This is a genomic window from Mesorhizobium sp. M0768 (assembly GCF_040320195.1).
In the GTDB taxonomy this organism is placed as follows: Bacteria; Pseudomonadota; Alphaproteobacteria; order Rhizobiales; family Rhizobiaceae; genus Mesorhizobium.
Window position 1 is genome coordinate 48,649 of sequence record NZ_JAMYPD010000029.1, and the last position, 19,300, is coordinate 67,948.

Annotated in this window: 19 protein-coding genes; 12 read left to right on the plus strand and 7 right to left on the minus strand. The window is 64.6% G+C overall.

Going from position 1 to position 19,300, the window contains the following annotated elements; genetic code table 11:
- Positions 1-25: 25 nt before the first annotated feature.
- Positions 26-673, minus strand: coding sequence for a hypothetical protein (locus tag NKI08_RS27270; protein WP_352616707.1), 648 nt, complete (start codon positions 671-673; stop codon positions 26-28).
- A 74-nt stretch (positions 674-747) separates the two neighbouring features.
- Here NKI08_RS27270 and NKI08_RS27275 point away from each other — a divergent pair, with 74 nt between their 5' ends.
- Both NKI08_RS27275 and NKI08_RS27280 read left to right on the plus strand, forming a co-directional pair.
- Positions 748-1,446: a type 1 glutamine amidotransferase gene (locus NKI08_RS27275; protein WP_352472693.1), complete on the plus strand. Its 699-nt coding sequence runs from the start codon at positions 748-750 to the stop codon at positions 1,444-1,446.
- 287 nt (positions 1,447-1,733) lie between these two features.
- On the plus strand, positions 1,734-1,874 hold the full coding sequence (locus NKI08_RS27280; RefSeq protein WP_292664785.1) for a hypothetical protein: 141 nt from the start codon (positions 1,734-1,736) through the stop codon (positions 1,872-1,874).
- Positions 1,875-1,902: 28 nt separating this feature from the next.
- On the opposite strand, the gene NKI08_RS27285 is transcribed toward NKI08_RS27280, so the two are convergent.
- From NKI08_RS27285 to NKI08_RS27295, 3 genes are read right to left on the minus strand one after another with little or no spacing between them, the layout of a single operon-like run.
- Entirely contained in the window at positions 1,903-2,673 is a 771-nt protein-coding gene (locus NKI08_RS27285) for a metallophosphoesterase (protein ID WP_352616719.1), read from the minus strand.
- A gap of 38 nt (positions 2,674-2,711) precedes the next feature.
- Positions 2,712-3,848 carry an alpha-hydroxy acid oxidase gene (locus NKI08_RS27290; protein ID WP_352773966.1) on the minus strand — a complete coding sequence of 379 codons (1,137 nt, stop codon included), beginning with the start codon at positions 3,846-3,848 and terminating at the stop codon, positions 2,712-2,714.
- Between the two features lie 56 nt (positions 3,849-3,904).
- Positions 3,905-4,708, minus strand: a complete 804-nt coding sequence (locus NKI08_RS27295; protein ID WP_352541779.1) for a FadR/GntR family transcriptional regulator — start codon at positions 4,706-4,708, stop codon at positions 3,905-3,907.
- 212 nt (positions 4,709-4,920) lie between these two features.
- Here NKI08_RS27295 and NKI08_RS27300 point away from each other — a divergent pair, with 212 nt between their 5' ends.
- The 6 genes from NKI08_RS27300 to NKI08_RS27325 all read left to right on the plus strand — a co-directional run bounded on the left by NKI08_RS27300 (position 4,921) and on the right by NKI08_RS27325 (position 12,158).
- The gene (locus tag NKI08_RS27300) at positions 4,921-6,255 is read left to right on the plus strand and encodes a DUF3422 family protein (protein ID WP_352472690.1); all 1,335 of its coding nucleotides are present in this window, start codon (positions 4,921-4,923) and stop codon (positions 6,253-6,255) included.
- Positions 6,256-6,391: 136 nt separating this feature from the next.
- Positions 6,392-7,888 (plus strand): FAD-linked oxidase C-terminal domain-containing protein, encoded by a 1,497-nt coding sequence (locus tag NKI08_RS27305; protein ID WP_352472689.1) that lies wholly within the window; start codon positions 6,392-6,394, stop codon positions 7,886-7,888.
- A 224-nt stretch (positions 7,889-8,112) separates the two neighbouring features.
- A complete protein-coding gene (locus tag NKI08_RS27310; protein ID WP_352472688.1) occupies positions 8,113-9,369 on the plus strand; it encodes an FAD-binding protein in 1,257 nt (418 codons plus the stop codon).
- The gene (locus NKI08_RS27315; protein WP_352472687.1) at positions 9,366-9,749 is read left to right on the plus strand and encodes a DUF4870 family protein; all 384 of its coding nucleotides are present in this window, start codon (positions 9,366-9,368) and stop codon (positions 9,747-9,749) included. The genes NKI08_RS27310 and NKI08_RS27315 overlap by 4 nt, the downstream gene beginning before the upstream one ends.
- 68 nt (positions 9,750-9,817) lie before the next feature.
- Entirely contained in the window at positions 9,818-11,119 is a 1,302-nt protein-coding gene (gene glcF, locus NKI08_RS27320) for a glycolate oxidase subunit GlcF (RefSeq protein ID WP_352472686.1), read from the plus strand.
- Positions 11,091-12,158: a hypothetical protein gene (locus NKI08_RS27325; RefSeq protein ID WP_352773970.1), complete on the plus strand. Its 1,068-nt coding sequence runs from the start codon at positions 11,091-11,093 to the stop codon at positions 12,156-12,158. Before glcF ends, NKI08_RS27325 begins: the two co-directional genes overlap by 29 nt.
- 9 nt (positions 12,159-12,167) lie before the next feature.
- On the opposite strand, the gene NKI08_RS27330 is transcribed toward NKI08_RS27325, so the two are convergent.
- Both NKI08_RS27330 and NKI08_RS27335 read right to left on the minus strand, forming a co-directional pair.
- Positions 12,168-13,088 carry a bifunctional 5,10-methylenetetrahydrofolate dehydrogenase/5,10-methenyltetrahydrofolate cyclohydrolase gene (locus tag NKI08_RS27330; protein ID WP_352618472.1) on the minus strand — a complete coding sequence of 307 codons (921 nt, stop codon included), beginning with the start codon at positions 13,086-13,088 and terminating at the stop codon, positions 12,168-12,170.
- Positions 13,089-13,349: 261 nt separating this feature from the next.
- Entirely contained in the window at positions 13,350-14,084 is a 735-nt protein-coding gene (locus tag NKI08_RS27335; protein WP_352472683.1) for a L,D-transpeptidase, read from the minus strand.
- Between the two features lie 222 nt (positions 14,085-14,306).
- Here NKI08_RS27335 and NKI08_RS27340 point away from each other — a divergent pair, with 222 nt between their 5' ends.
- Positions 14,307-14,942 (plus strand): DNA-3-methyladenine glycosylase I, encoded by a 636-nt coding sequence (locus tag NKI08_RS27340; RefSeq protein ID WP_352472682.1) that lies wholly within the window; start codon positions 14,307-14,309, stop codon positions 14,940-14,942.
- Positions 14,943-14,946: 4 nt separating this feature from the next.
- On the opposite strand, the gene NKI08_RS27345 is transcribed toward NKI08_RS27340, so the two are convergent.
- A complete protein-coding gene (locus NKI08_RS27345) occupies positions 14,947-15,198 on the minus strand; it encodes a hypothetical protein (protein WP_352472681.1) in 252 nt (83 codons plus the stop codon).
- Between the two features lie 432 nt (positions 15,199-15,630).
- On the opposite strand from NKI08_RS27345, the gene hisS reads away from it, so the two are divergent.
- From hisS to hisG, 3 genes are all read left to right on the plus strand, one after another.
- Positions 15,631-17,190, plus strand: coding sequence for a histidine--tRNA ligase (gene hisS / locus NKI08_RS27350; protein WP_352773974.1), 1,560 nt, complete (start codon positions 15,631-15,633; stop codon positions 17,188-17,190).
- A gap of 171 nt (positions 17,191-17,361) precedes the next feature.
- The gene (locus NKI08_RS27355; protein ID WP_352472679.1) at positions 17,362-18,480 is read left to right on the plus strand and encodes an ATP phosphoribosyltransferase regulatory subunit; all 1,119 of its coding nucleotides are present in this window, start codon (positions 17,362-17,364) and stop codon (positions 18,478-18,480) included.
- Positions 18,477-19,178 (plus strand): ATP phosphoribosyltransferase, encoded by a 702-nt coding sequence (gene hisG, locus NKI08_RS27360; RefSeq protein WP_352618466.1) that lies wholly within the window; start codon positions 18,477-18,479, stop codon positions 19,176-19,178. The genes NKI08_RS27355 and hisG overlap by 4 nt, the downstream gene beginning before the upstream one ends.
- Positions 19,179-19,300 lie beyond the last annotated feature (122 nt).

Here is a 19,300-nt window from a genome sequence, read left to right on the forward strand (position 1 = left end):
GAATGCGGCAACGTCACCCTCGGCGTCAAGCCTCGGCGGAAGGATGCCAGACAGGCTCGTAGCCTTCCTGCAGCACCGAAACAGTTGTCGCTGGCGTGACCAGGCGGATTGGACTGTCGGTAAAACCGCCGAACCCCACCGGTTCGCCATAACCGCCGAAACTCCAGGGCAGCGCGGCGCCGTCAAACAGGACGTACGCCCTGTTTCCTGACGAGATCATCGTGCCGTCCGGCAAGTCCGCAAGCGCTTCCGGTTCCAGTCTCGTCGCCCGCCCGCCCGATGCCAGCCGCTCCTTGTGCAGGCGCTTGTCGAGCTGCGGCGCACGTGGCTCGGCAATGCCGAAGGCGTCGCCGAAACGCCGGACAAAATCCCTGGCCCGCTCGCGCCGGCAGAAGAAGCAGGGACGGTGGCCGGCGGCAAGCGCCGTCACCTCGTCGAGGAAAAACAGCTCGGTCCAGCCGGCCTTGCCGCCAGCCCGGTTGCGCCCCATCGGCTCGCGCCGCACGTTGCCGAATTCGCAGACGCAGATGATCCAGGCTTGCAGCGCCCAGCGCTTCTTCAACAGCGTTCTCGTCTCGGGGTCGTGAATGATGCCGCGATTGCCCATGAACAGGCCGCGCTCCGGCACGGCATGGATGGTGCCGAACGGGTCGATCCGGTTTTGCAGTGGCATAGGCGTTCCCTGTTGGCTGCAATGCTGGCGCCATGATATCGCTCGTTGCATCAATTTCATGTCAGCAGGTTTCGATGCGGGTCTTGGTTGTCCAGAACTTCGACAATGAGGGCCTTGGCCAGATCGGCGCGGCGCTTGTCGAGGCGGGTGCCGCTATCGACCTGCGCCGTCCCTACCGCGGCGACGCGCTGCCGCAAGATAGCGGCGGGCATGACGCCATGGTGGTGCTCGGCGGCGCGCAGAATGCGCTGGACGACGAGCTCTGTCCTTATTTTCCGGGCCTGCTCGACCTGACGCGCGACTTTGCCGAGAGGGATCGCGCGGTGCTTGGTATCTGCCTCGGCAGCCAGTTGGTCGCGCGCGCCTTTGGCGGCGAGAACCAGATCGGCGGCGCATCGGAGTTCGGCTGGCACGAAGTCGCGCTCACCGCGGCGGCGCAGGCCGATCCGGTGCTCGCTGCCTTGCCTGAAAAATTCCCGATCTTCGAATGGCACGACGACACCTTTGTCTTGCCCGAGACTGCCGTGCGGCTGGCCGGCAACGCCGTCGCCGAGAACCAGGCGTTCCGCATCGGCCGCGCCGTCTACGGCTTCCAGTTTCATTTCGAGGCCGACCGGCCGATGGTTCGCGACTGGAGCACGTCCTTCGCACCGCTGATCGCCGAACGCCATCCGGATTGGGCCGTCCGGCTCGACGACGAAATGGCCCGCAACGGACCGCAAGCCGATGCCGCCGGCCTGGCCATCGCCCGCGCCTGGGTGGCGACGATCTGACGGCCCATATAGTCAACGTATTTGGCGACGTTGCATATTTGGCACGCGGCGGCAAATCCGCCGGGGATAACGCGTTTCATCCTTGGCCTGTGTCTGTCCGCCAGCCTAAAAGGCGCGCGCTCTGCATCTTGCGTGCAACCGCGATGAACCTTTCCTGTGACCCGCGCGACACACCGCCGATACAGAACATGCCTAGAAGCGCGAAACCGTCCGACATTTGCGACGTATTTTGCGTTTCAACGCATTGGTAACCCGCTCGTGCATAGATGCAGGAAGCTCAACAAGAGATGACGTCCGTGAAAGCAGCCTTTTTGTCCTTTGTCATGTTGTCGGCTATCGTCTTGTGCGGCCTCGGCATTTATTCCGCCGACGCGGCCAACGACCACAATGCCGTTGACGGCTACGGCGTCACCGCCGCGCTTCGCTAGCCTCTCTGCTCATAATCCGACGCGTTTCCTACGCCCGCTCACCCGTCACTGTCAGGACATGCTTGTCCGCGCCGTCCACCACGAGCGCGGTGAGGTGTCCCGACTGCCAGGCGAGGGTGTCGACATTGACGCGGTTGCCGGTGATTTCGGCCTTGGGCACCGGCGTATGACCGTGCACCACGATCTTCGGATGAAGGCCGGTGTGATCGTGGAAGACCTCGCGGATCCAGATCAGGTCCTGCCGGCTCTGGCTTTCCAGCGCAACGCCGGGCCGGATGCCGGCATGGCAGAAGAAGAAGTCGCCGAACGTCACTGAGAAGGGCAGCGAGCGCAGGAACTCGACATGGTTCTGCGGCACCGCCTCGACCAGTGCGGCGTGCCCTTGCCGCAGTGCCGCATCGGCGCGGCCAAACCAGGCGCTGCTCCCACCGAGCGAGACACCATACGATAGCGCAGTCTGGATGCCGCCATAGCGCATGAACAGCCCGTCCGGATCGGGGACATCGAGAAAATCGAGAAAGCCGAGATCATGATTTCCGGCGAGCATCAGGTGACGCGGATCGCGTCTTTGCGCGTCGATCAGGAAATCGATGACGCCCCTGGAGTCCGGGCCGCGATCGACATAGTCGCCGAGATGGATCACGCGCCAATCGGCCGACAGCCTTTGACCGAGCTCCGCCTCGATCCGCCGGTGCATGGCGGTCAGCAAATCGAGCCGGCCGTGCACATCGCCGATCGCATAGAGGCGCATGCCTTGCGGTCCGCGCGCCTCGTAGAAACTGATGCCGGGCTCCGTCAATGCCTGCGTCGCCTCCATCATCATGCCGTCACGGGACTTTAGCGCCGAAGCTGATCCTTGCCCATGTCGGTGACCAGACGCTTTCCGCACAGAGCCAGCGTTATGTCCATCTCCTTGCGGATGATTTCCAGCGCCTTGGTAACGCCTTCCTTGCCGAGTGCGCCGAGGCCGTACAGGAAAGGCCGGCCGATATAGGTGCCCTTGGCGCCGAGGCACAGTGCCTTGAGCACGTCTTGGCCGGAGCGGATGCCGCCGTCCATATGCACCTCGATCGTGTCGCCGACGGCGTCGGCGATCTCTTCCAGCGCCATGATCGACGACGAGGCGCCGTCGAGCTGGCGGCCGCCATGGTTGGAAACGATGATCGCGTCGGCGCCCGTTCTGGCCGCCATCAGCGCATCTTCCCTGTCGAGTATGCCTTTCAGGATCAGCTTGCCGCCCCAGCGCTCCTTGATCCAGGCGACGTCCTTCCACGACAGATGTGGATCGAACTGCTCCTTCGTCCACGACGACAGCGAGGCGAGGTCGCCGACGCCCTTGGCATGGCCGACGATGTTGCGGAAGCTCCGGCGCTTGGTCCCGGCCATGCCGACGCACCAGCGTGGCCTGGTCGCCATCTGCCAGATGTGCTTCGGCGTCATCCGCGGCGGTGCCGAAAGCCCGTTGCGGATATCCTTGTGGCGCTGACCGAGGATCTGCAGGTCGAGCGTCAGCACCAGCGCCGAACATTTCGCCGCTTTTGCGCGATCGATCAAATCGAAGACGAAGTCCTTGTCGCGTAGCACATAGAGCTGGAACCAGAACGGCTTCCTGGTCACCGACGCGACATCCTCGATCGAGCAGATGCTCATTGTCGACAGCGTGAACGGCACACCGAATTCTTCCGCCGCCTGGGCCGCCAGCATCTCGCCGTCCGGATGCTGCATGCCGGTCATGCCGGTCGGCGCCAGCGCCACGGGCATCGTCACCTTCTCGCCGATCATGGTCGATTCCAGCGAGCGGTTGTCCATGTCGACAAGCACGCGCTGGCGGAACTTGATCTTCTGGAAATCCTCTTCGTTGGCGCGGTAGGTGCTTTCGGTCCAGGCGCCGGAATCGGCATAGTCGAAGAACATCTTCGGCACGCGGCGGCGCGCCAGGTCCTTGAGGTCGGCGATGGTGAGAATGCTGCTCATGGATCTTTTTTCCGCTGGTTCTTCGCTGGTTCGTCGTTGAATTTTCTGGGCGGTGCCTACGGCTGTTTTCTTGCCGGCTCGCCGCCACCGGGCTCGGAGCGCTGCCTGAGCCTCAGCCGCGACACGCGCTGCCAGTCGCCGCTGCGCTCGGCCTCGGCCATCGATCGTTCGACGTAGGAGATGTGGTCCATCGCCGCCTGCCGCGCCGCAGCCGGATCGCCGCCCTTGACCGCGGTGTAGATCGCCCGGTGCTGCGAAAGCAGCGCCTCGCGCGCGCCCGGCACGTTGAACACCAGCCGCCGGTTCTGGAACACGCCTTCCGACAGCAGCCGATAACAGGAGCGCAGCGTGTGCAGCAGGATGATGTTGTGCGCGCATTCGCAGATCGCGTGATGGAACTCGACGTCGATTTCCGCCTCGTCGTCGAAATTGCCGGTCCGGTGCGCCTCGTCCATACGTGCCATGATGCGGTCGAGCAGGGCCAGATCGTCCGATGTGGCACGCCGCGCCGCATATTCGGCCGCCACCGCCTCGATCTCCCGGCGGTACTCCAGATAGTCGGTCACCGCCTTGCGATGCATCGAGATCAGGTCGGTCACCGGCTTGGTGAACAGCTGGCCGATGACATCGGCGACATGGGTGCCGCCGCCTGGCCGTGTCGTCAACAGCCCGCGCCCTTCCAAGGCTTTCAAGGCATCGCGCAGGATCGGCCGCGACACCTCGAACTGGCGCGCCAGTTCGCGCTCGCCCGGCAGCCGGTCGCCGGTGCGCAGGACGCCTTCGAGGATCAGGCTCTCGATCTGCTGCACCACCTCGTCGGCGGTGCGCGAATGCTCGATCCGGGAGAAAATGTCGCTCAAACGGGATGCCTGGGGGTTGAACCGATGTCGCGCAAGATAAAGCCGGCGTCGCCAACTGGTCAAATTATTTATCCAATTCGCCGGGGGCCGGGTCCGTTTCACAGCCGCGGCGCCATATCATCTTCAGCTAAATTGGGCGTTTGCGTCCCCTGACGATTGCCTCTAGAGGGACATCATTGCCAAAGGGCTCACAGAAGCCCGGGGGACCAGCCGTGCCAGACGCCGACCCTTCCAACCTCGAATTCCAGCTGCGCGCCAAAGCCGTGGGCGGCACCGTCATGGGCTTTCCGGCGCATGAAGGTCGGCCGGGCGCGCTCGGCGAGGTCCACGCCCGGCCGCAGCCGCTGGTCGAAAAGCCGCGCGTGCTGGTGCAGCTTTCCTTCATGACCGAAGCTGGATCCGGGATCGATCAGGCCGTGCTTTCCGAATTGTCGCGACGCCTCGGCATCGCCGCGCCCGACCCTCACGCCCGCCACCACGCGATGAAATGGGGCAAGGGCTCGCTGCGCTGGGAACGCCACACGGAATTCTCGACCTATCTCTGGGAAGGCCCGCTCGCCGAAAACGGCAGGGGGCAAGAAGACACACCCTTCGGCAACGGGTTTTCGCCGCCGGGCACGGTGATTTCCGGCATCAGGCTGGAGATCCGCAAATGGACGCCGGCGAACGAAAAACTGATCGCCGGCTTCGACCCGACCAGCCTGTGCTATTCGCTGGTCGAGCGCGGCAACGCGGCCATCGTCACCGATTTCCGTCAGGATGGCGACGGCTTGACCCGCATGCTGGTGCTCGACCGCGGCCTGACCCCGGCGCGCACCGGGGCACTGTCGCAGCGGCTGATCGACATCGAGACCTACCGCACGCTGGCCATGCTTGGGCTGCCGCTGGCCCTGACGCTGTCCGGTCGCGCCCGCCGCATCGAAGACAGGCTGGCCCAGACCACGTTGGAAATGAAGGTCGCCGAGACCCGCGACAGCCAGACGCTGCTTGCCGACTTGACCGAACTGGCCGCCGAGCTGGAGGCCGATGCCGCCTCCAGCCTCTACCGCTTCGGCGCCAGCCGCGCCTATGACGGCATCGTGCGCGAACGGCTGGAGGCGCTCGACGAAGAAGCGGTGCCCGGCTACGACACCTGGGGCGGTTTTCTGCAGCGCCGCGTGGCGCCGGCGATGCGTACCTGCCGTTCGGTCGAGGAGCGTCAGGCCAACCTGTCGACGAAGCTCACCCGTGCCACCACACTGCTGCGCACCTGGGTCGACGTCGAGGTCGAGAAGCAGAACCGCGATCTTTTGGCATCGATGAACAATCGCGCCCGCCTGCAATTGCGGCTGCAGCAGACGGTGGAGGGGCTCTCGGTCGCCGCGGTTTCCTACTATGTCGTCGGCCTCATCGGCTACGTCGCCAAGGGCGCCTCGATCTTCGGCCATGCCTTCGCGCCGGAAATGGTCACCGCCGCCTCGGTGCCGCTCGCGGTCGTGCTCGTCTGGTGGGGCGTGCGCCGCGTCCGCCGCATGCACTCCGAACCAGGCAAGCAGCCGGGCGAGTAGTGTGGGGCGCAGCGGCAGATTGCCGCTGCGGAAGGCTGTCTCGGCCATAGGCCTCTCATCCCGGCCAAAGCGGCATTTGCAAGCGACCACCGTCGCTGGTAAAAGATTTTTACCAGTCGATCGAAGGAGGCTGTCGATGTCCGGCCTTGCCATGCCGAAACCAGACGACGCCACGATGCGCCGGCGCGACGAGATCGTCGCCGATATGCGCATCATGGTGCCGGGCGAGGGCGTCGTCGACGCCGCCAATGCCATGCGCGCCTTCGAGAGCGACGGGCTCACCGCATACCGGCAATTGCCGCTCGTCGTTGTACTGCCGCAAACCGTGGCCCAGGTCTCGCGGGTGCTGAAATATTGCAGCGACCGCAACATCCGCGTCGTGCCGCGCGGCTCCGGCACCTCGCTCTCCGGCGGTGCGCTGCCGCTCGAAGACGCGGTGCTGCTGGTGATGAGCCGCTTCAACCGCATCCTCGAGATCGATTTTCAGAACCGCGTCGTCGTCGCCCAGCCCGGCGTCACCAATCTCGGCATCACCACCGCCGTCGAGCAGGAGGGCTTCTATTACGCCCCCGATCCATCCTCCCAGATCGCCTGCTCGATCGGCGGCAATGTCGCGGAAAATTCCGGCGGCGTGCACTGCCTGAAATACGGTCTCACCGCCAACAATGTGCTCGGCATCGAGATGGTGCTGATGAATGGCGAGGTGGTGCGCCTCGGCGGCAGCCATCTCGACGCGGAAGGCTACGACCTGCTCGGCGTCATGACCGGCTCCGAAGGACTGCTCGGCGTCGTAACCGAGGTCACCGTACGCATCCTGAAGAAGCCGGAGACGGCGCGTGCCCTGCTGATCGGTTTCCCGACCAGCGAGCAGGCCGGCCAATGCGTTGCCGACATCATCGGCGCCGGCATCATTCCGGGCGGCATGGAGATGATGGACCGTCCGGCCATCCACGCCGCCGAGGATTTCGTCCAGGCCGGCTATCCGCTCGATGTCGAGGCGCTGCTGATCGTCGAGCTGGACGGGCCGGGTGTCGAGGTCGACCATCTGATCGGCCTGGTCGAAGCCATTGCTTTTAGGAACGGCTCGACCACATGCCGCACGTCGCAGTCGGAACAGGAGCGGCTGAGCTTCTGGGCCGGCCGCAAGGCGGCGTTCCCGGCGGTCGGCCGCATCTCGCCCGACTACTACTGCATGGACGGCACCATCCCGCGCAAGGAACTGCCGCGCGTGCTCGCCGGCATGCGCGAACTGTCGCAGAAATACGGGCTCGGCGTCGCCAATGTCTTCCACGCCGGCGACGGCAATCTGCACCCGCTCATCCTCTATGACGCCAACGTGCCGGGCGAACTCGACAAGGCGGAGAGTTTCGGCGCTGACATATTGCGGCTCTGCGTCAAGGTCGGTGGCGTGCTGACCGGAGAGCACGGGGTCGGCATCGAGAAGCGCGACCTGATGCCGGAAATGTTCAACCAGATCGACCTCGACCAGCAGATGCGCGTCAAATGCGCCTTCGACCCCAACCATCTTTTGAATCCCGGCAAGGTCTTCCCGCAATTGAGGCGATGCGCCGAGCTCGGGCGGATGCACGTGCATCGCGGGAAAGTGGCGTTTCCGGACATTCCGAGGTTTTGAGCGCGTATGTTAGCGCTTGAACACCCCCCTCTGTCCTGCCGGACTTCTCCCCCTCAAGGGGGGAGATTGGCAGCTTCGGCGCCTCGCCCTCCCGTTAACACTGGAGATTGGCGAAGCCCGACGCAGCATCCGATCTCCCCCCTTGAGGGGGAGATGTCCGGCAAGACAGAGGGGGGCGCGAAGGAACACGACGTTCCCGCATTTGCAAATGCCGCGTCCGTCCCATGACCACCTTCACCCCGTCAACAGCCGCGGAAACCCTATCCACCGTCGCTTGGGCAGCCGCCGAAGACTCGCCGCTCGAAATCCTCGGCCACGGCTCCAAGCGCGGTATCGGCCGGCCGCAGCAGAGCGAGCATACGCTCGACCTTTCCAAACTCTCCGGCGTCATGCTTTACGAGCCGGCCGAACTGGTGCTGTCGGCAAAAGCCGGCACGCCGCTGGCCGAAATCGAAAGCCTGCTTGCCGAAAACGGCCAGCAACTTGCCTTCGAACCGATGGATTACGGCCCGCTGCTCGGCGGTGAGCCAGCGCGAGGCACGATCGGCGGCGCACTCGCCGCGAACCTTTCCGGCCCGCGCCGGCTGAAGGTGGGTGCTGCGCGCGACCATATCCTTGGCATAGCGGCCGTTTCCGGGCGCGGCGAGGCCTTCAAGTCCGGCGGCCGCGTCGTCAAGAACGTCACCGGCTATGATCTGTCCAAGCTGATGGCCAACAGCTGGGGCACGCTGGCGGTGCTCACCGACGTCACCTTCAAGGTGCTGCCTGCTGCCGAGACCGAAGTCACGCTTGCCATCCGCGGCCTGCTCGACGATCACGCCGCCGCCGCCATGGCGCTGGCGCTGGGTTCCAGCGCCGAAGTGTCGAGCGCTGCCCATCTTCCCGAACGGGTCGCAGCCAGGGTCGCCGGCGGCAGTCTCGGCAGCGATGCCGCGACGCTGCTGCGCATCGAGGGCTTCGGCCCGTCGGTCGCTTACCGCATTGCCGCGCTGAAAGACCTGCTGAAAAACGCTGGGCCGCTGCAGGAGATTTCCGGTTCGGTCTCGTACTCGGTCTGGCGCAATGTCCGCGACTGCGCGCCGTTCGCCGATGGCAGCGAAAGGCCGGTGTGGCGCGTCTCGATGGCGCCGTCGCGGGGCCACCAGATGGTGCTGGCGCTGCGCATGCAGGCCCCGGTCGATGCCTTCTATGATTGGCAGGGCGGGCTGATCTGGCTGCGCATGCAGCAGGACGATCCCGAGGCAGGCCTGTTGCGCAGCCTGATCAGAAAACACGGCGGCGGCCATGCGACGCTGGTGCGCGCAACCCCTTCGCACCGCGCCGCCGTACCGGTGTTCGAACCGCAAGCGCCGCAACTGGCAGCACTGTCGGCGCGGCTGAAGGCCGAATTCGACCCGAAGAATATCCTCAATCCCGGCCGTATGGCGCCGGGCGCAAGCTCTGCTACTCTCGCGCCGGCAACCGAGGGAGGAGCACAATGAGCGATCCAGGCCAAAACGGTACGTCACGCCAGACCGACCGCTGGCTGGAGCCCGGCCCGACCAACGCGCTGGTCATCTACATCCTCTATCTCGCCGGCCTGGCCATCGGCGTCAGCGGCATTGTCGGCATCGTCCTGGCCTATATCAATCGCGGCAAGGCCGGCGGCTTCGTCGAAGGCCACTACACATTCCTGATCCGCACCTTCTGGATCGGCCTGCTCTATGCACTGATCTCGGCGCTGCTGATGATCGTGGTCATCGGTGTCGTGCTGATGGTTGCCGTTGCCGTCTGGTTCATCGCCCGCTGCATTCTCGGCCTGCAGGCGCTGCAGCGCGGCGAGGCGGTCAAGAACCCGGAAAGCTGGTTTCTGGGATTATGAGCATGATCCCCAAAACTGGGTACCGGTTTTGGGAAAAGATCATGCTCAAACGGTAGGGATTCGTTTACGTGCAGACCAATTTCTCAGCTGCCCAGCTCGCCGATCCGCATGTCGCGGAATCGGAGAAGATCCTGCGCAAATGTGTGCATTGCGGCTTCTGCACCGCCACCTGCCCGACCTATGTGACGCTCGGCAACGAACTGGATTCGCCGCGCGGCCGGATTTATCTGATCAAGGACATGCTGGAAAACGGACGGCCGGCCGACAAGCAGATCGTCACCCATATCGACCGCTGCCTGTCCTGCCTCGCCTGCATGACCACCTGCCCGTCGGGCGTCAACTACATGCATCTGGTCGACCACGCCCGCGTCCATATCGAGCAAACCTACAAGCGTCCGCTGGCCGATCGCCTGACACGCGCCATGCTGGCCTTCGTGCTGCCCTACCCCTCGCGTTTCCGCGCGGCGCTCAAGCTGGCGAAGCTCGGCCAGCCATTCGCCGGCCTGTTTGAGAAAATCCAGGCATTGAAGCCTTTGGGCGCGATGTTGAAGCTGGCCCCGGCGTCGGTCCCGGCAGTCTCGCCGATGGCCTCGCCGGGCGTCCATGCCGGGCAGGGCGCGAAGAAAAATGGCCGTGTCGCCATCCTCACCGGCTGCGCGCAATCCGTGCTCGATCCCGGCATCAACGACACGACGATTTCGCTGCTGACCCGGCTTGGCGTTGAGGTCGTGGTGGCCGCGGGCGAGGGCTGCTGCGGCGCGCTGGTGCATCATATGGGGCGCGAGGACGCTGCCTTGGCGTCGGCCCGACGGAACGTCGACGCCTGGACGCGCGCCATCGAGCAGGGCGGACTCGACGCCATCGTCATCACCGCATCCGGGTGCGGCACCACCATCAAGGATTACGGCTTCATGCTGCGCCTCGATCCGGCCTATGCCGACAAGGCTGCGCGGGTCTCGGCGCTGGCCAGGGACATCACCGAATATCTGGCAAGCCTCGACCTGCCCGAGCCGGTCCGCAAGCCGGGCACCATCGTCGCCTATCACTCAGCCTGCTCGATGCAGCACGGCCAGAAGATCACCCGCCAGCCGAAGGAGCTTCTGGTCCGTGCCGGCTTCGTCGTGCGCGAGCCGCGCGAAGGGCATCTTTGCTGCGGTTCGGCCGGCACCTACAACATCCTGCAGCCCGAGATTTCGGCGACGTTGCGCGACCGCAAGCTCAGGAATATCGAGGCGACCGGTGCTGAAATCGTCGCCACCGGCAATATCGGCTGCATCACCCAGATCGCTTCCGCCGCCAAGCTGCCGGTGGTGCATACGATAAAGCTGCTGGACTGGGCCTATGGCGGCGAGCCGCCAAAATTGGTTTGATTGCTGCGCACCCGCCGATGAGACTGCCGAGATGCCCAACCCAAAGTCAGAAGAGATTGGAACCGTCGTTCGGCTGCTGTCGGACAGATCGCCGGCGACGTTCCAGGCCAGCTATGGCGAATGCCAGACAATCATCGCTCGTCATCTCAAGGATGGGTCCGAATTCCTGTTTGCGCTCATAAGGGCAGCGGTACAAGCCGACGTCCAGCAAGACAATCTGATTATCGACGCCGTTTCGTTTCTCGACGACGCGCATTTGGCTCGTCTGGCATTTTTCCTGCAAGTGGAAGTGAAACGCGGAATAGACGTGGAGGATCTGCTGGCTCACGTCGCCTTGCAGGCGCCGGAATTGTTTCCAGACAGTACCTTGGGCGACATTCCCGATTTCGCAGACTGGCTGACGCATGATGATCCTCGTTCGTCCCCGGCATGTCATCATTTCAGCTTTGAGGAAGGCGCTCCGAGCGACATGTCTTTTCCGACGCATCGCAATCATCCTACCTGGCATCTGCCGGCGACTGGCAGGCCACTTACGGTCGGCGGCGAAGGATCGGCAGTGTGCCCGACCTGTCGAGAGCGACTGATACATCTGATTACGCTGGACGATCTTGGGAATGAGCTGACGATGCCTCTTCCCAGACTCCGTATCGAGACCTGTGCGAATTCTCTCGAACCGACCTATTATTCCCACGACGCTGCCGGTGTGCCGACGCCGATCGCGCCTCTGCATTCGCCCTACATTGAGAGGCTTGCAAAGGCCGCCGAGAAAAGAACTGTTCGGTTGGCACCGACCCCTGAACGGTGGCTCAGGCAGTCGTACGGGATAAGCAATTCAAGGCAAAACCTGTTTCGGCTTGGTGGGCTGCCGTCATGGATTCAGGGACCGCAGTTTCCAGTCGTTCCCGGAACGGACCGGGAAATGAAATTTCTTCTTCAGTTCGATTCACTCGCCGGTTTCTTCTGGGGCAGCGGCGGCGTGCTCTACGTCTTCTGGGATGACGAGTCCCGGATCACCTGCCATGTGCCGCAATACACGTGACGAAGGCGCCTACTCCGCCGCCAGCCGGTCTGCCGTGCCGTAGGTTGCCTGATAGCGGGCACGCTGCCGGCTGAGGGCCACCATCGTGTTGCGCAGCAGGATCGCCACCGTGATCGGGCCGACGCCGCCCGGCACCGGCGTGATCCACGACGCGACATGCCTGACGCTCTCGGCATCGACGTCGCCGACGATGCGGCTCTCGCCGTCCGGCCCGATTTCCGAATTGATGCCGATATCGATGACGGCGGCGCCCGGCTTGACCATGTCGGCCTTGATCAGCCGCGGTTTGCCGACCGCGACGAACAGTGCGTCGGCGCGGCGTGCGTGTGCCGCCACCGAACGCGTCATGTGGTGACAGACGGTCACCGTCGCGCCTTCGCTCATCAAGAGGAACGCGATCGGCTTGCCGACGATCTCGGAATGGCCGACGACCACCACCTCGAGCCCCTTGAGGTCGAGGCCGGTTTCCCTGAGCAGTTCGACCGAAGCGGCGGCGGTGCAGGGCGCCAGGTCGAGCTGGTTGTAGACGATGTTGCCGATCGAGGCCGGATGCATGCCCTCGACATCCTTGAGCGGATGCACCGCCGCCTGCAGCGTCTTGATCGGAATGTGCACCGGCACCGGCCGCTGGATGATGATGCCGGTGACGCGCGGGTCGGCGTTAAGCCCGTGGATTGCCGCTTCCAGCTCGCCGGCGGTGATGTCGGCGCGAAAGCGCCTTTCCTCGAAGCCGATGCCGGCCAACCCGGCCTTGGCGCGCTGGTTGCGGACATAGACATCGACCGCGGCGGTATCGCCGACGGTGACCGACACCAGCTTGGGCGGAAAGCCTTCGGCGGTGGCGATCGCCGCGTCCTCGCGCACGCCGGCGATGATGCGTTGAGCAACCGGGCCGCCTCTGAGATAGCGGCTGTCGTCGGAAAGGGACATCGGGATGGGGCCTTTATCTGGATTTTAGCCGCCACATAGCAAAGCAACCGCGAAAAGGCAGCGCGAAAAGCGAACCGCCATGCCGGTCGCGCGACGTGCCGGCAAAATCTTCCCGTCAATTCCTGCTGGCGGAAACAAAAAGGGCAGCACGGCTTGCCGCGCTGCCCTTTCGTGACTGGCCGCATCCCCACACGGCCCGTCCCCCGTTATTCAATGCTCCCGAGGCTTCTGAGCAGAATCATCGATGAGGTCAACCGCAGATTACATGACTACAACCGTCGTGCCAACATTGACCCGCTCGTAAAGGTCGACCACGTCCTCGTTGCGCATGCGGATGCAGCCCGACGACACCGCGCCGCCGATCGTCCAGGGCTGATTGGTGCCGTGGATACGGTACTCAGTCGAGCCGAGATAGAGCGCGCGTGCGCCGAGCGGGTTTTCCATGCCGCCGGCGAGATAGGTCGGCAGATAACGGCCCTTGGCGGCTTCGCGGGCGATCATCACCGCCGGCGGCCGCCAATCCGGCCAGACGCGCTTGTTGGTGATCTTGTGGGTGCCGGACCATTCGAAGCCCGGCTTGCCGGTGCCGACGCCATAACGCCGCGCCTTACCGTTCTTCCCGACCAGATAGAGGAAATTCTCTCGCGTATCGATGACGATCGTGCCCGGCTTCTGCGGGCCGTCATAGGCGACTTCCTGCGGCAGATAGATCGGGTCGATCTGCGGCCGCATCACCATGCGCTTGGCCGGCGCCTGCACCGCTGCGGTGCGCAGCTGATCGGGTTCGGCCAGCCGCCGGTAGCGCCGTTGCGGCTGCGCCTCTTGCCGGCTCTGCCGCACGATGCCCGGGGCATGGCCGAGCTGCAGCACCCAGGGTGCCGAAAGATCCGGGCTGACCACCACCGGCGGCCTCTCCGCATAGCGGTCGTTGGCATTGGCGGCGCCGGCAGCAAGTACGGCCGCGGCGCCGAACAGTGGGAACAAGAATGTCTTCATCGCAACGCACCTTGATCGTCGAACATGCCGGGGTGCAAAGCCTCCCCGATTTCGCCGACATTGGGCGCGAAGCGGCAACCGAAACATGAATCGGAATGTGTAAAATGCCGATCTGTCAGTAAAGCTTTTGGTGTGGTTACCGCCCGGTTCAGGAATCTGGTAAAGCCGCGGTAAAGGCCGCGTCAAAACGCGTTAACGCCAAGACACGAACGGAATTCCGCCATGGATGAAAAGACAGGTCTGCTTGCCGGTCCCGACGGCATCGCCCGCTGCTTCTGGCACGGCAACCTGCCGGATTATCTGCACTACCACGACCACGAATGGGGCCGGCCGGTCGCCGACGACCGCCGCCTGTTCGAGAAGATCTGCCTCGAAGGTTTTCAGTCGGGCCTGTCCTGGCTGACCATATTGCGCAAGCGCGACAATTTCCGCGAGGCGTTTGCCGGCTTCGATGTCGACAAGATCGCCGCCTTCACCGACGCCGATGTCGATCGCCTGCTCGGCAATGCCGGCATCATCCGCCATCGCGGCAAGATCGTCTCGACCATCAACAACGCCAAGCGCGCCCGCGAACTCATCGACGAGGCCGGCTCGCTGGCCGCCTGGTTCTGGAAGTTCGAGCCCGGCCCGCACGAGCGGCCCGAGATCGTCGACCTCGCGCATTTGCGCGCCAATCCGACGACGGCCGTCTCGGTCCGCATTTCGAAAGAGCTGAAGAAGCGCGGCTGGAGCTTTGTCGGCCCGACCACCGTCTACGCCTTCATGCAGGCGATGGGGCTGGTCAACGACCATCTCGAGGGCTGCGTCTGCCGCGAGCCGGTCGAGGCGGAACGGAAAGCGTTCAAGCGGCCGAAATAGCGGCTCAGGCGCCGCCGGCGCCGGCCAGGAAAAACCCGGCAAGGATGGCCGCCAGCGCGGCGAACACCGGATAGATCACCAGCAGTCCGGTCATCAGCACGTCGCGCATGGTCGGTCCACTGCGCTGTTGCGCCGCGACCTCGAACGGTCCGGCGATTTGCTTCGTATTCGGGGCATAACCATCGGCCGGCCGCAGCCGGACCGAGGCGTCGCGTGCCCGGCTATCGATGATGTCGAACTTCTGTAGCGTGGCCATGGCCCCGAACCCCTTGTTTCGGCGCGCTTATCGGCCCGGATTGTGTCGGCACGATGCCGCGCGCATGGCACAATTGTTTCATTTGTGACGCGGTTTGTTTCGATCGCCCTGCCTGATGGCTTTGCGCTGCCCCTCATTGCCCTGCCGGGCATTTCTCCCCGTATAGTGACGGGGAGAAAGGACGCCTCCGCCGGTGGTTTCGCCAATCACAGCGTTGCACAAGTAGCGCCGAGGCTGCGACAACTCCCCTTCTCCCCGTCACTATACGGGGAGAAGGTGCCGGCAGGCGGATGAGGGGCGGCGCGACATTTGCGAACCAACTGGTCCCGCGACATCGCGGAAAAGCCGCAAACCCTTGCCTTCTCCGGGCTGCATCGGTAGGACACGCCGACCCGAAATAAGTCACCGTTTACATAGCAAAGTACCCATCCCATGGCCGACAAATCCGAAAAGATGAAAGCGCGGCTGCCGCGCGGCTTTGTCGACCGCGGCGCCGACGATCTGCGCACCGTCGAGAAGATGATGGCGACGATCCGCTCGGTCTTTGAGCTCTACGGTTTCGAGCCGGTCGACCAGCCGCTGATCGAATACACCGATGCGCTCGGCAAGTTCCTGCCCGACCAGGACCGGCCGAACGAGGGCGTGTTCTCGTTCCAGGACGACGACGATCAATGGCTGTCGCTGCGCTACGACCTGACCGCGCCGATGGCGCGCTTTGTCGCCGAGAATTTCGAGCGCCTGCCGAAACCCTATCGCAGCTATCGCTCCGGCTGGGTGTTCCGCAACGAGAAGCCCGGTCCCGGCCGCTTCCGCCAGTTCATGCAGTTCGACGCCGACACGGTAGGCACGCCGGGTGTCGCGGCCGATGCCGAGATGGCGATGATGATGGCCGACGTGATGGAGGCGCTCGGCATCCAGCGCGGCGACTACGTCGTCCGCGTCAACAATCGCAAGGTGCTCGACGGCGTGCTCGAGGCGATCGGCCTCGGCGGCGACGAGAACGCTGGCCGCCGGCTGCAGGTGCTGCGGGCGATCGACAAGCTGGACAAGCTGGGCGTCGAGGGCGTGCGCCTGCTTTTGGGCGCCGGGCGCAAGGACGAGAGCGGTGATTTTACCAAGGGCGCCGGGCTGGGTAACGCGCAAATCGATGTTGTGATCAGCTATTTCACGGTCATGGCGCAGCATGATCCCGAACAAATTGTCCAGACACTGGGATCTATCACCCCGGGGCTCAGCAATCTTGTCGAGGAAAGGAAACTCGAACATCTCGGCATAACGAATGCCTCGTTTGTCGAGGGTCTTGCAGAGCTGGAGCAGATAAGAACCATGGTCGCACAAAGCGGCTACGGTGAGGATCGCATTCGCATCGACCCATCCGTCGTCCGTGGCCTCGAATATTACACCGGCCCGGTCTACGAGGCCGAGCTGCTGGCCGAGATCCCCAACGAGGACGGCCAGATCGTGCGCTTCGGCTCGGTTGGCGGCGGCGGACGTTATGACGGCCTCGTCTCGCGCTTCCGTAGCGAGCCGGTGCCGGCGACCGGTTTTTCCATCGGCGTCTCGCGCCTTATGACGGCGCTGAAGAACCTCGGCAAGCTCGACACTTCCGATGTCATCGCGCCGGTCGTCGTGCTGACCATGGACAAGGATACGGAAAGCCTCGGCCGCTACCAGAAGATGGTGGCCGAGCTGCGCGCCGCCGGCATCCGCTCGGAAATGTATCTCGGCGGCGCCGGCATGAAGGCGCAGCTGAAATATGCCGACCGCCGCGGTAGCCCGGTCGCCGTCATCCAGGGCGGCGACGAGCGCGCCAAGGGCGAGGTGCAGATCAAGGACCTGATCGAAGGCGCGAAGATGTCGGCCGACATCGCCGACAACGCCGAATGGCGCGCCGCGCGACCGGCGCAGGTGACCGTGGCGGAAGGCGATCTGGTCGCCGAGGTGAAGAAGATACTGGCGGCGCAGGCCGAGGAGCGGGCGCGTGGCAAGTAGGGCGCCGCTTCCTTCTCCCCTTGTGGGAGAAGGTGGCCGAGCGAAGCTCGGTCGGATGAGGGGTGTTCCAGGGAACGCCGACGCCTCATTTCTTCCGGCACCCCTCATCCGTCTTGGCGCTTCGCGCCAATCCACCTTCTCCCACAGGGGGAGAAGGGAAGGGCGCCTGCCGTGACCTCGCGCCCCGCCATCGCATCCGACATCACCAGCCTCTTCGCCGCGCGAAATACGCATGCGGTCGAAGTCGCGGTGCTGCAGCCGGCCGACCCGTTCCTCGACATGGCCGGCGAGGATTTGCGGCGCCGCATCTTTCTCACCGAGAGCGAGACCGGACAGACGCTTTGCCTGCGGCCGGAATTCACCATTCCGGTCTGCCTCGACCACATCGCCAGCCAGGCCGGCACGCCGCGCCGCTATTCCTATCTCGGCGAGGTGTTTCGCCAGCGCCGCGAGGGCGGCAACGAGTTCTTCCAGGCCGGCATCGAGGATCTCGGCGACCGCGACACGGCGGCCGCCGACGCCCGTTCGCTGGCCGATGCGCATGCGCTGCTGTCGCTGGTCCTGCCCGGCCGGGAACTGGCGGTGACGCTCGGCGACCAGACCATCTTCGAGGCGGTGCTGGCAGCACTTGGCCTGCCGCGCGGCTGGCGCATGCGGCTGGCCCGCGCCTTCGGCTCGGCGCCGATGCTTGAGGCCGCCCTTGCCGATCTGGCCAATCCACCGCGCAACAGCCAGCTTGCCGGCGCGGTCGCCGCGCTTGTCCTTGATGGCGATCTCGACGGTCTTTCGGCGCATGTCGCCGGCGGCATGGAAGAGGCTGGCCTGTCGGCAACGGCCGGGCGTTCGCCGTCCGAGATTGCGCGGCGCCTGATCGAGAAGGCCGAACTGCGCAGCGTGCGGCTGTCGAACGAGGCATTCGCGGCGCTAGAGAGTTTCCTGGCAATCGACGTGCCGCTCGACAGCGCCGCCGGAGCGCTCCAACGTTTTGCAGCCGATGCCGGGCTTTCACTGGGGGCTGCGCTGGAGAATTTCGCAGCCCGCGCCGCGGCCATCGAAAGCCTCGGCCTGCCGATGTCTGAAATCAGCTACGACGCCGCCTTCGGCCGGCCGCTCGATTACTACACCGGCCTGGTCTTCGAGATCGCGGCGCAGGATGGCGACCGGCCGCTCGCCGGTGGCGGCCGCTACGACCGGCTGCTGACGCTGCTCGGCGCCAAAACGCCGATCCCCGGCGTCGGTTTTTCCGTCTGGCTCGACCGCATCGAGGCGCTGCGGGAGACGGCGCCATGATCACGCTGGCGATCCCGTCGAAAGGCCGGCTCAAGGAGCAGGCGCTGGAGGTGCTGGCCAAGGCCGGGCTTGCCGTCAGCCTGCCCGGCGACGAGCGCAAATATCGCGCCCGCATCGACGGCCTTGACGGCGTCGAGATAGCATTCCTGTCTGCCTCGGAGATATCAGGCGAAATCGGCCAGGGGTCGGTCGATCTCGGCATCACCGGCGAGGACCTTTTGCGCGAAAACCTCGCCGATTGCGAGACGCGCGCCGAAATCATCGCCCGCCTCGGTTTCGGCAATGCCGATGTCGTCGTCGCCGTGCCCGACATCTGGCTCGATGTCGACACCATGGCCGACCTCGACGACGTCGCCGCCGATTTCCGCCAGCGCCACGGCCGCCGGCTCAGGATCGCCACCAAATACTGGCGCCTGACCCAGCAGTTCTTTTCGCAAAAGCACGGCATCCAGGTCTACCGCATTGTCGAAAGCCTTGGCGCCACCGAAGGCGCGCCGGCGGCCGGATTGGCCGATATCGTCGTCGACATCACCACGTCAGGCGCGACGCTGCGCGCCAACCATCTCAAGGTGCTGGCCGACGGCGTCATCCTGCGCTCGCAGGCCTGCCTCGTGGCGTCGAGGAAGATGCGTTCGGCGACGGACGAGGCCGTGTTGCGCGATATTGCGGGCAGGATGGCATCGGTGAACGCAGGCTGACGACCAGCCGATCTCCCCCCTGTTTGGACCGGAGACATCGCGAACAGGTGTGCGAGGACATCGCGAACAGTGCTCCATGCTATCTCTCGACGAGGTTGAGGTCGATGGTTTGGATTTTCTGA

Coding starts and splice junctions, on each gene's coding strand:
- NKI08_RS27310 (WP_352472688.1), top strand. CDS start 8,113: ATGACCACCTTCACCCCGTCAACAGCCGCGGAAACCCTATCCACCGTC.
- NKI08_RS27315 (WP_352472687.1), top strand. CDS start 9,366: ATGAGCGATCCAGGCCAAAACGGTACGTCACGCCAGACCGACCGCTGG.
- hisG (WP_352618466.1), top strand. CDS start 18,477: ATGATCACGCTGGCGATCCCGTCGAAAGGCCGGCTCAAGGAGCAGGCG.
- NKI08_RS27275 (WP_352472693.1), top strand. CDS start 748: ATGCGGGTCTTGGTTGTCCAGAACTTCGACAATGAGGGCCTTGGCCAG.
- NKI08_RS27305 (WP_352472689.1), top strand. CDS start 6,392: ATGTCCGGCCTTGCCATGCCGAAACCAGACGACGCCACGATGCGCCGG.
- NKI08_RS27345 (WP_352472681.1), bottom strand. CDS start 15,198: ATGGCCACGCTACAGAAGTTCGACATCATCGATAGCCGGGCACGCGAC.
- NKI08_RS27340 (WP_352472682.1), top strand. CDS start 14,307: ATGGATGAAAAGACAGGTCTGCTTGCCGGTCCCGACGGCATCGCCCGC.
- NKI08_RS27330 (WP_352618472.1), bottom strand. CDS start 13,088: ATGTCCCTTTCCGACGACAGCCGCTATCTCAGAGGCGGCCCGGTTGCT.
- hisS (WP_352773974.1), top strand. CDS start 15,631: ATGGCCGACAAATCCGAAAAGATGAAAGCGCGGCTGCCGCGCGGCTTT.
- NKI08_RS27270 (WP_352616707.1), bottom strand. CDS start 673: ATGCCACTGCAAAACCGGATCGACCCGTTCGGCACCATCCATGCCGTG.
- NKI08_RS27280 (WP_292664785.1), top strand. CDS start 1,734: ATGACGTCCGTGAAAGCAGCCTTTTTGTCCTTTGTCATGTTGTCGGCT.
- NKI08_RS27325 (WP_352773970.1), top strand. CDS start 11,091: ATGGCGGCGAGCCGCCAAAATTGGTTTGATTGCTGCGCACCCGCCGAT.
- NKI08_RS27290 (WP_352773966.1), bottom strand. CDS start 3,848: ATGAGCAGCATTCTCACCATCGCCGACCTCAAGGACCTGGCGCGCCGC.
- NKI08_RS27335 (WP_352472683.1), bottom strand. CDS start 14,084: ATGAAGACATTCTTGTTCCCACTGTTCGGCGCCGCGGCCGTACTTGCT.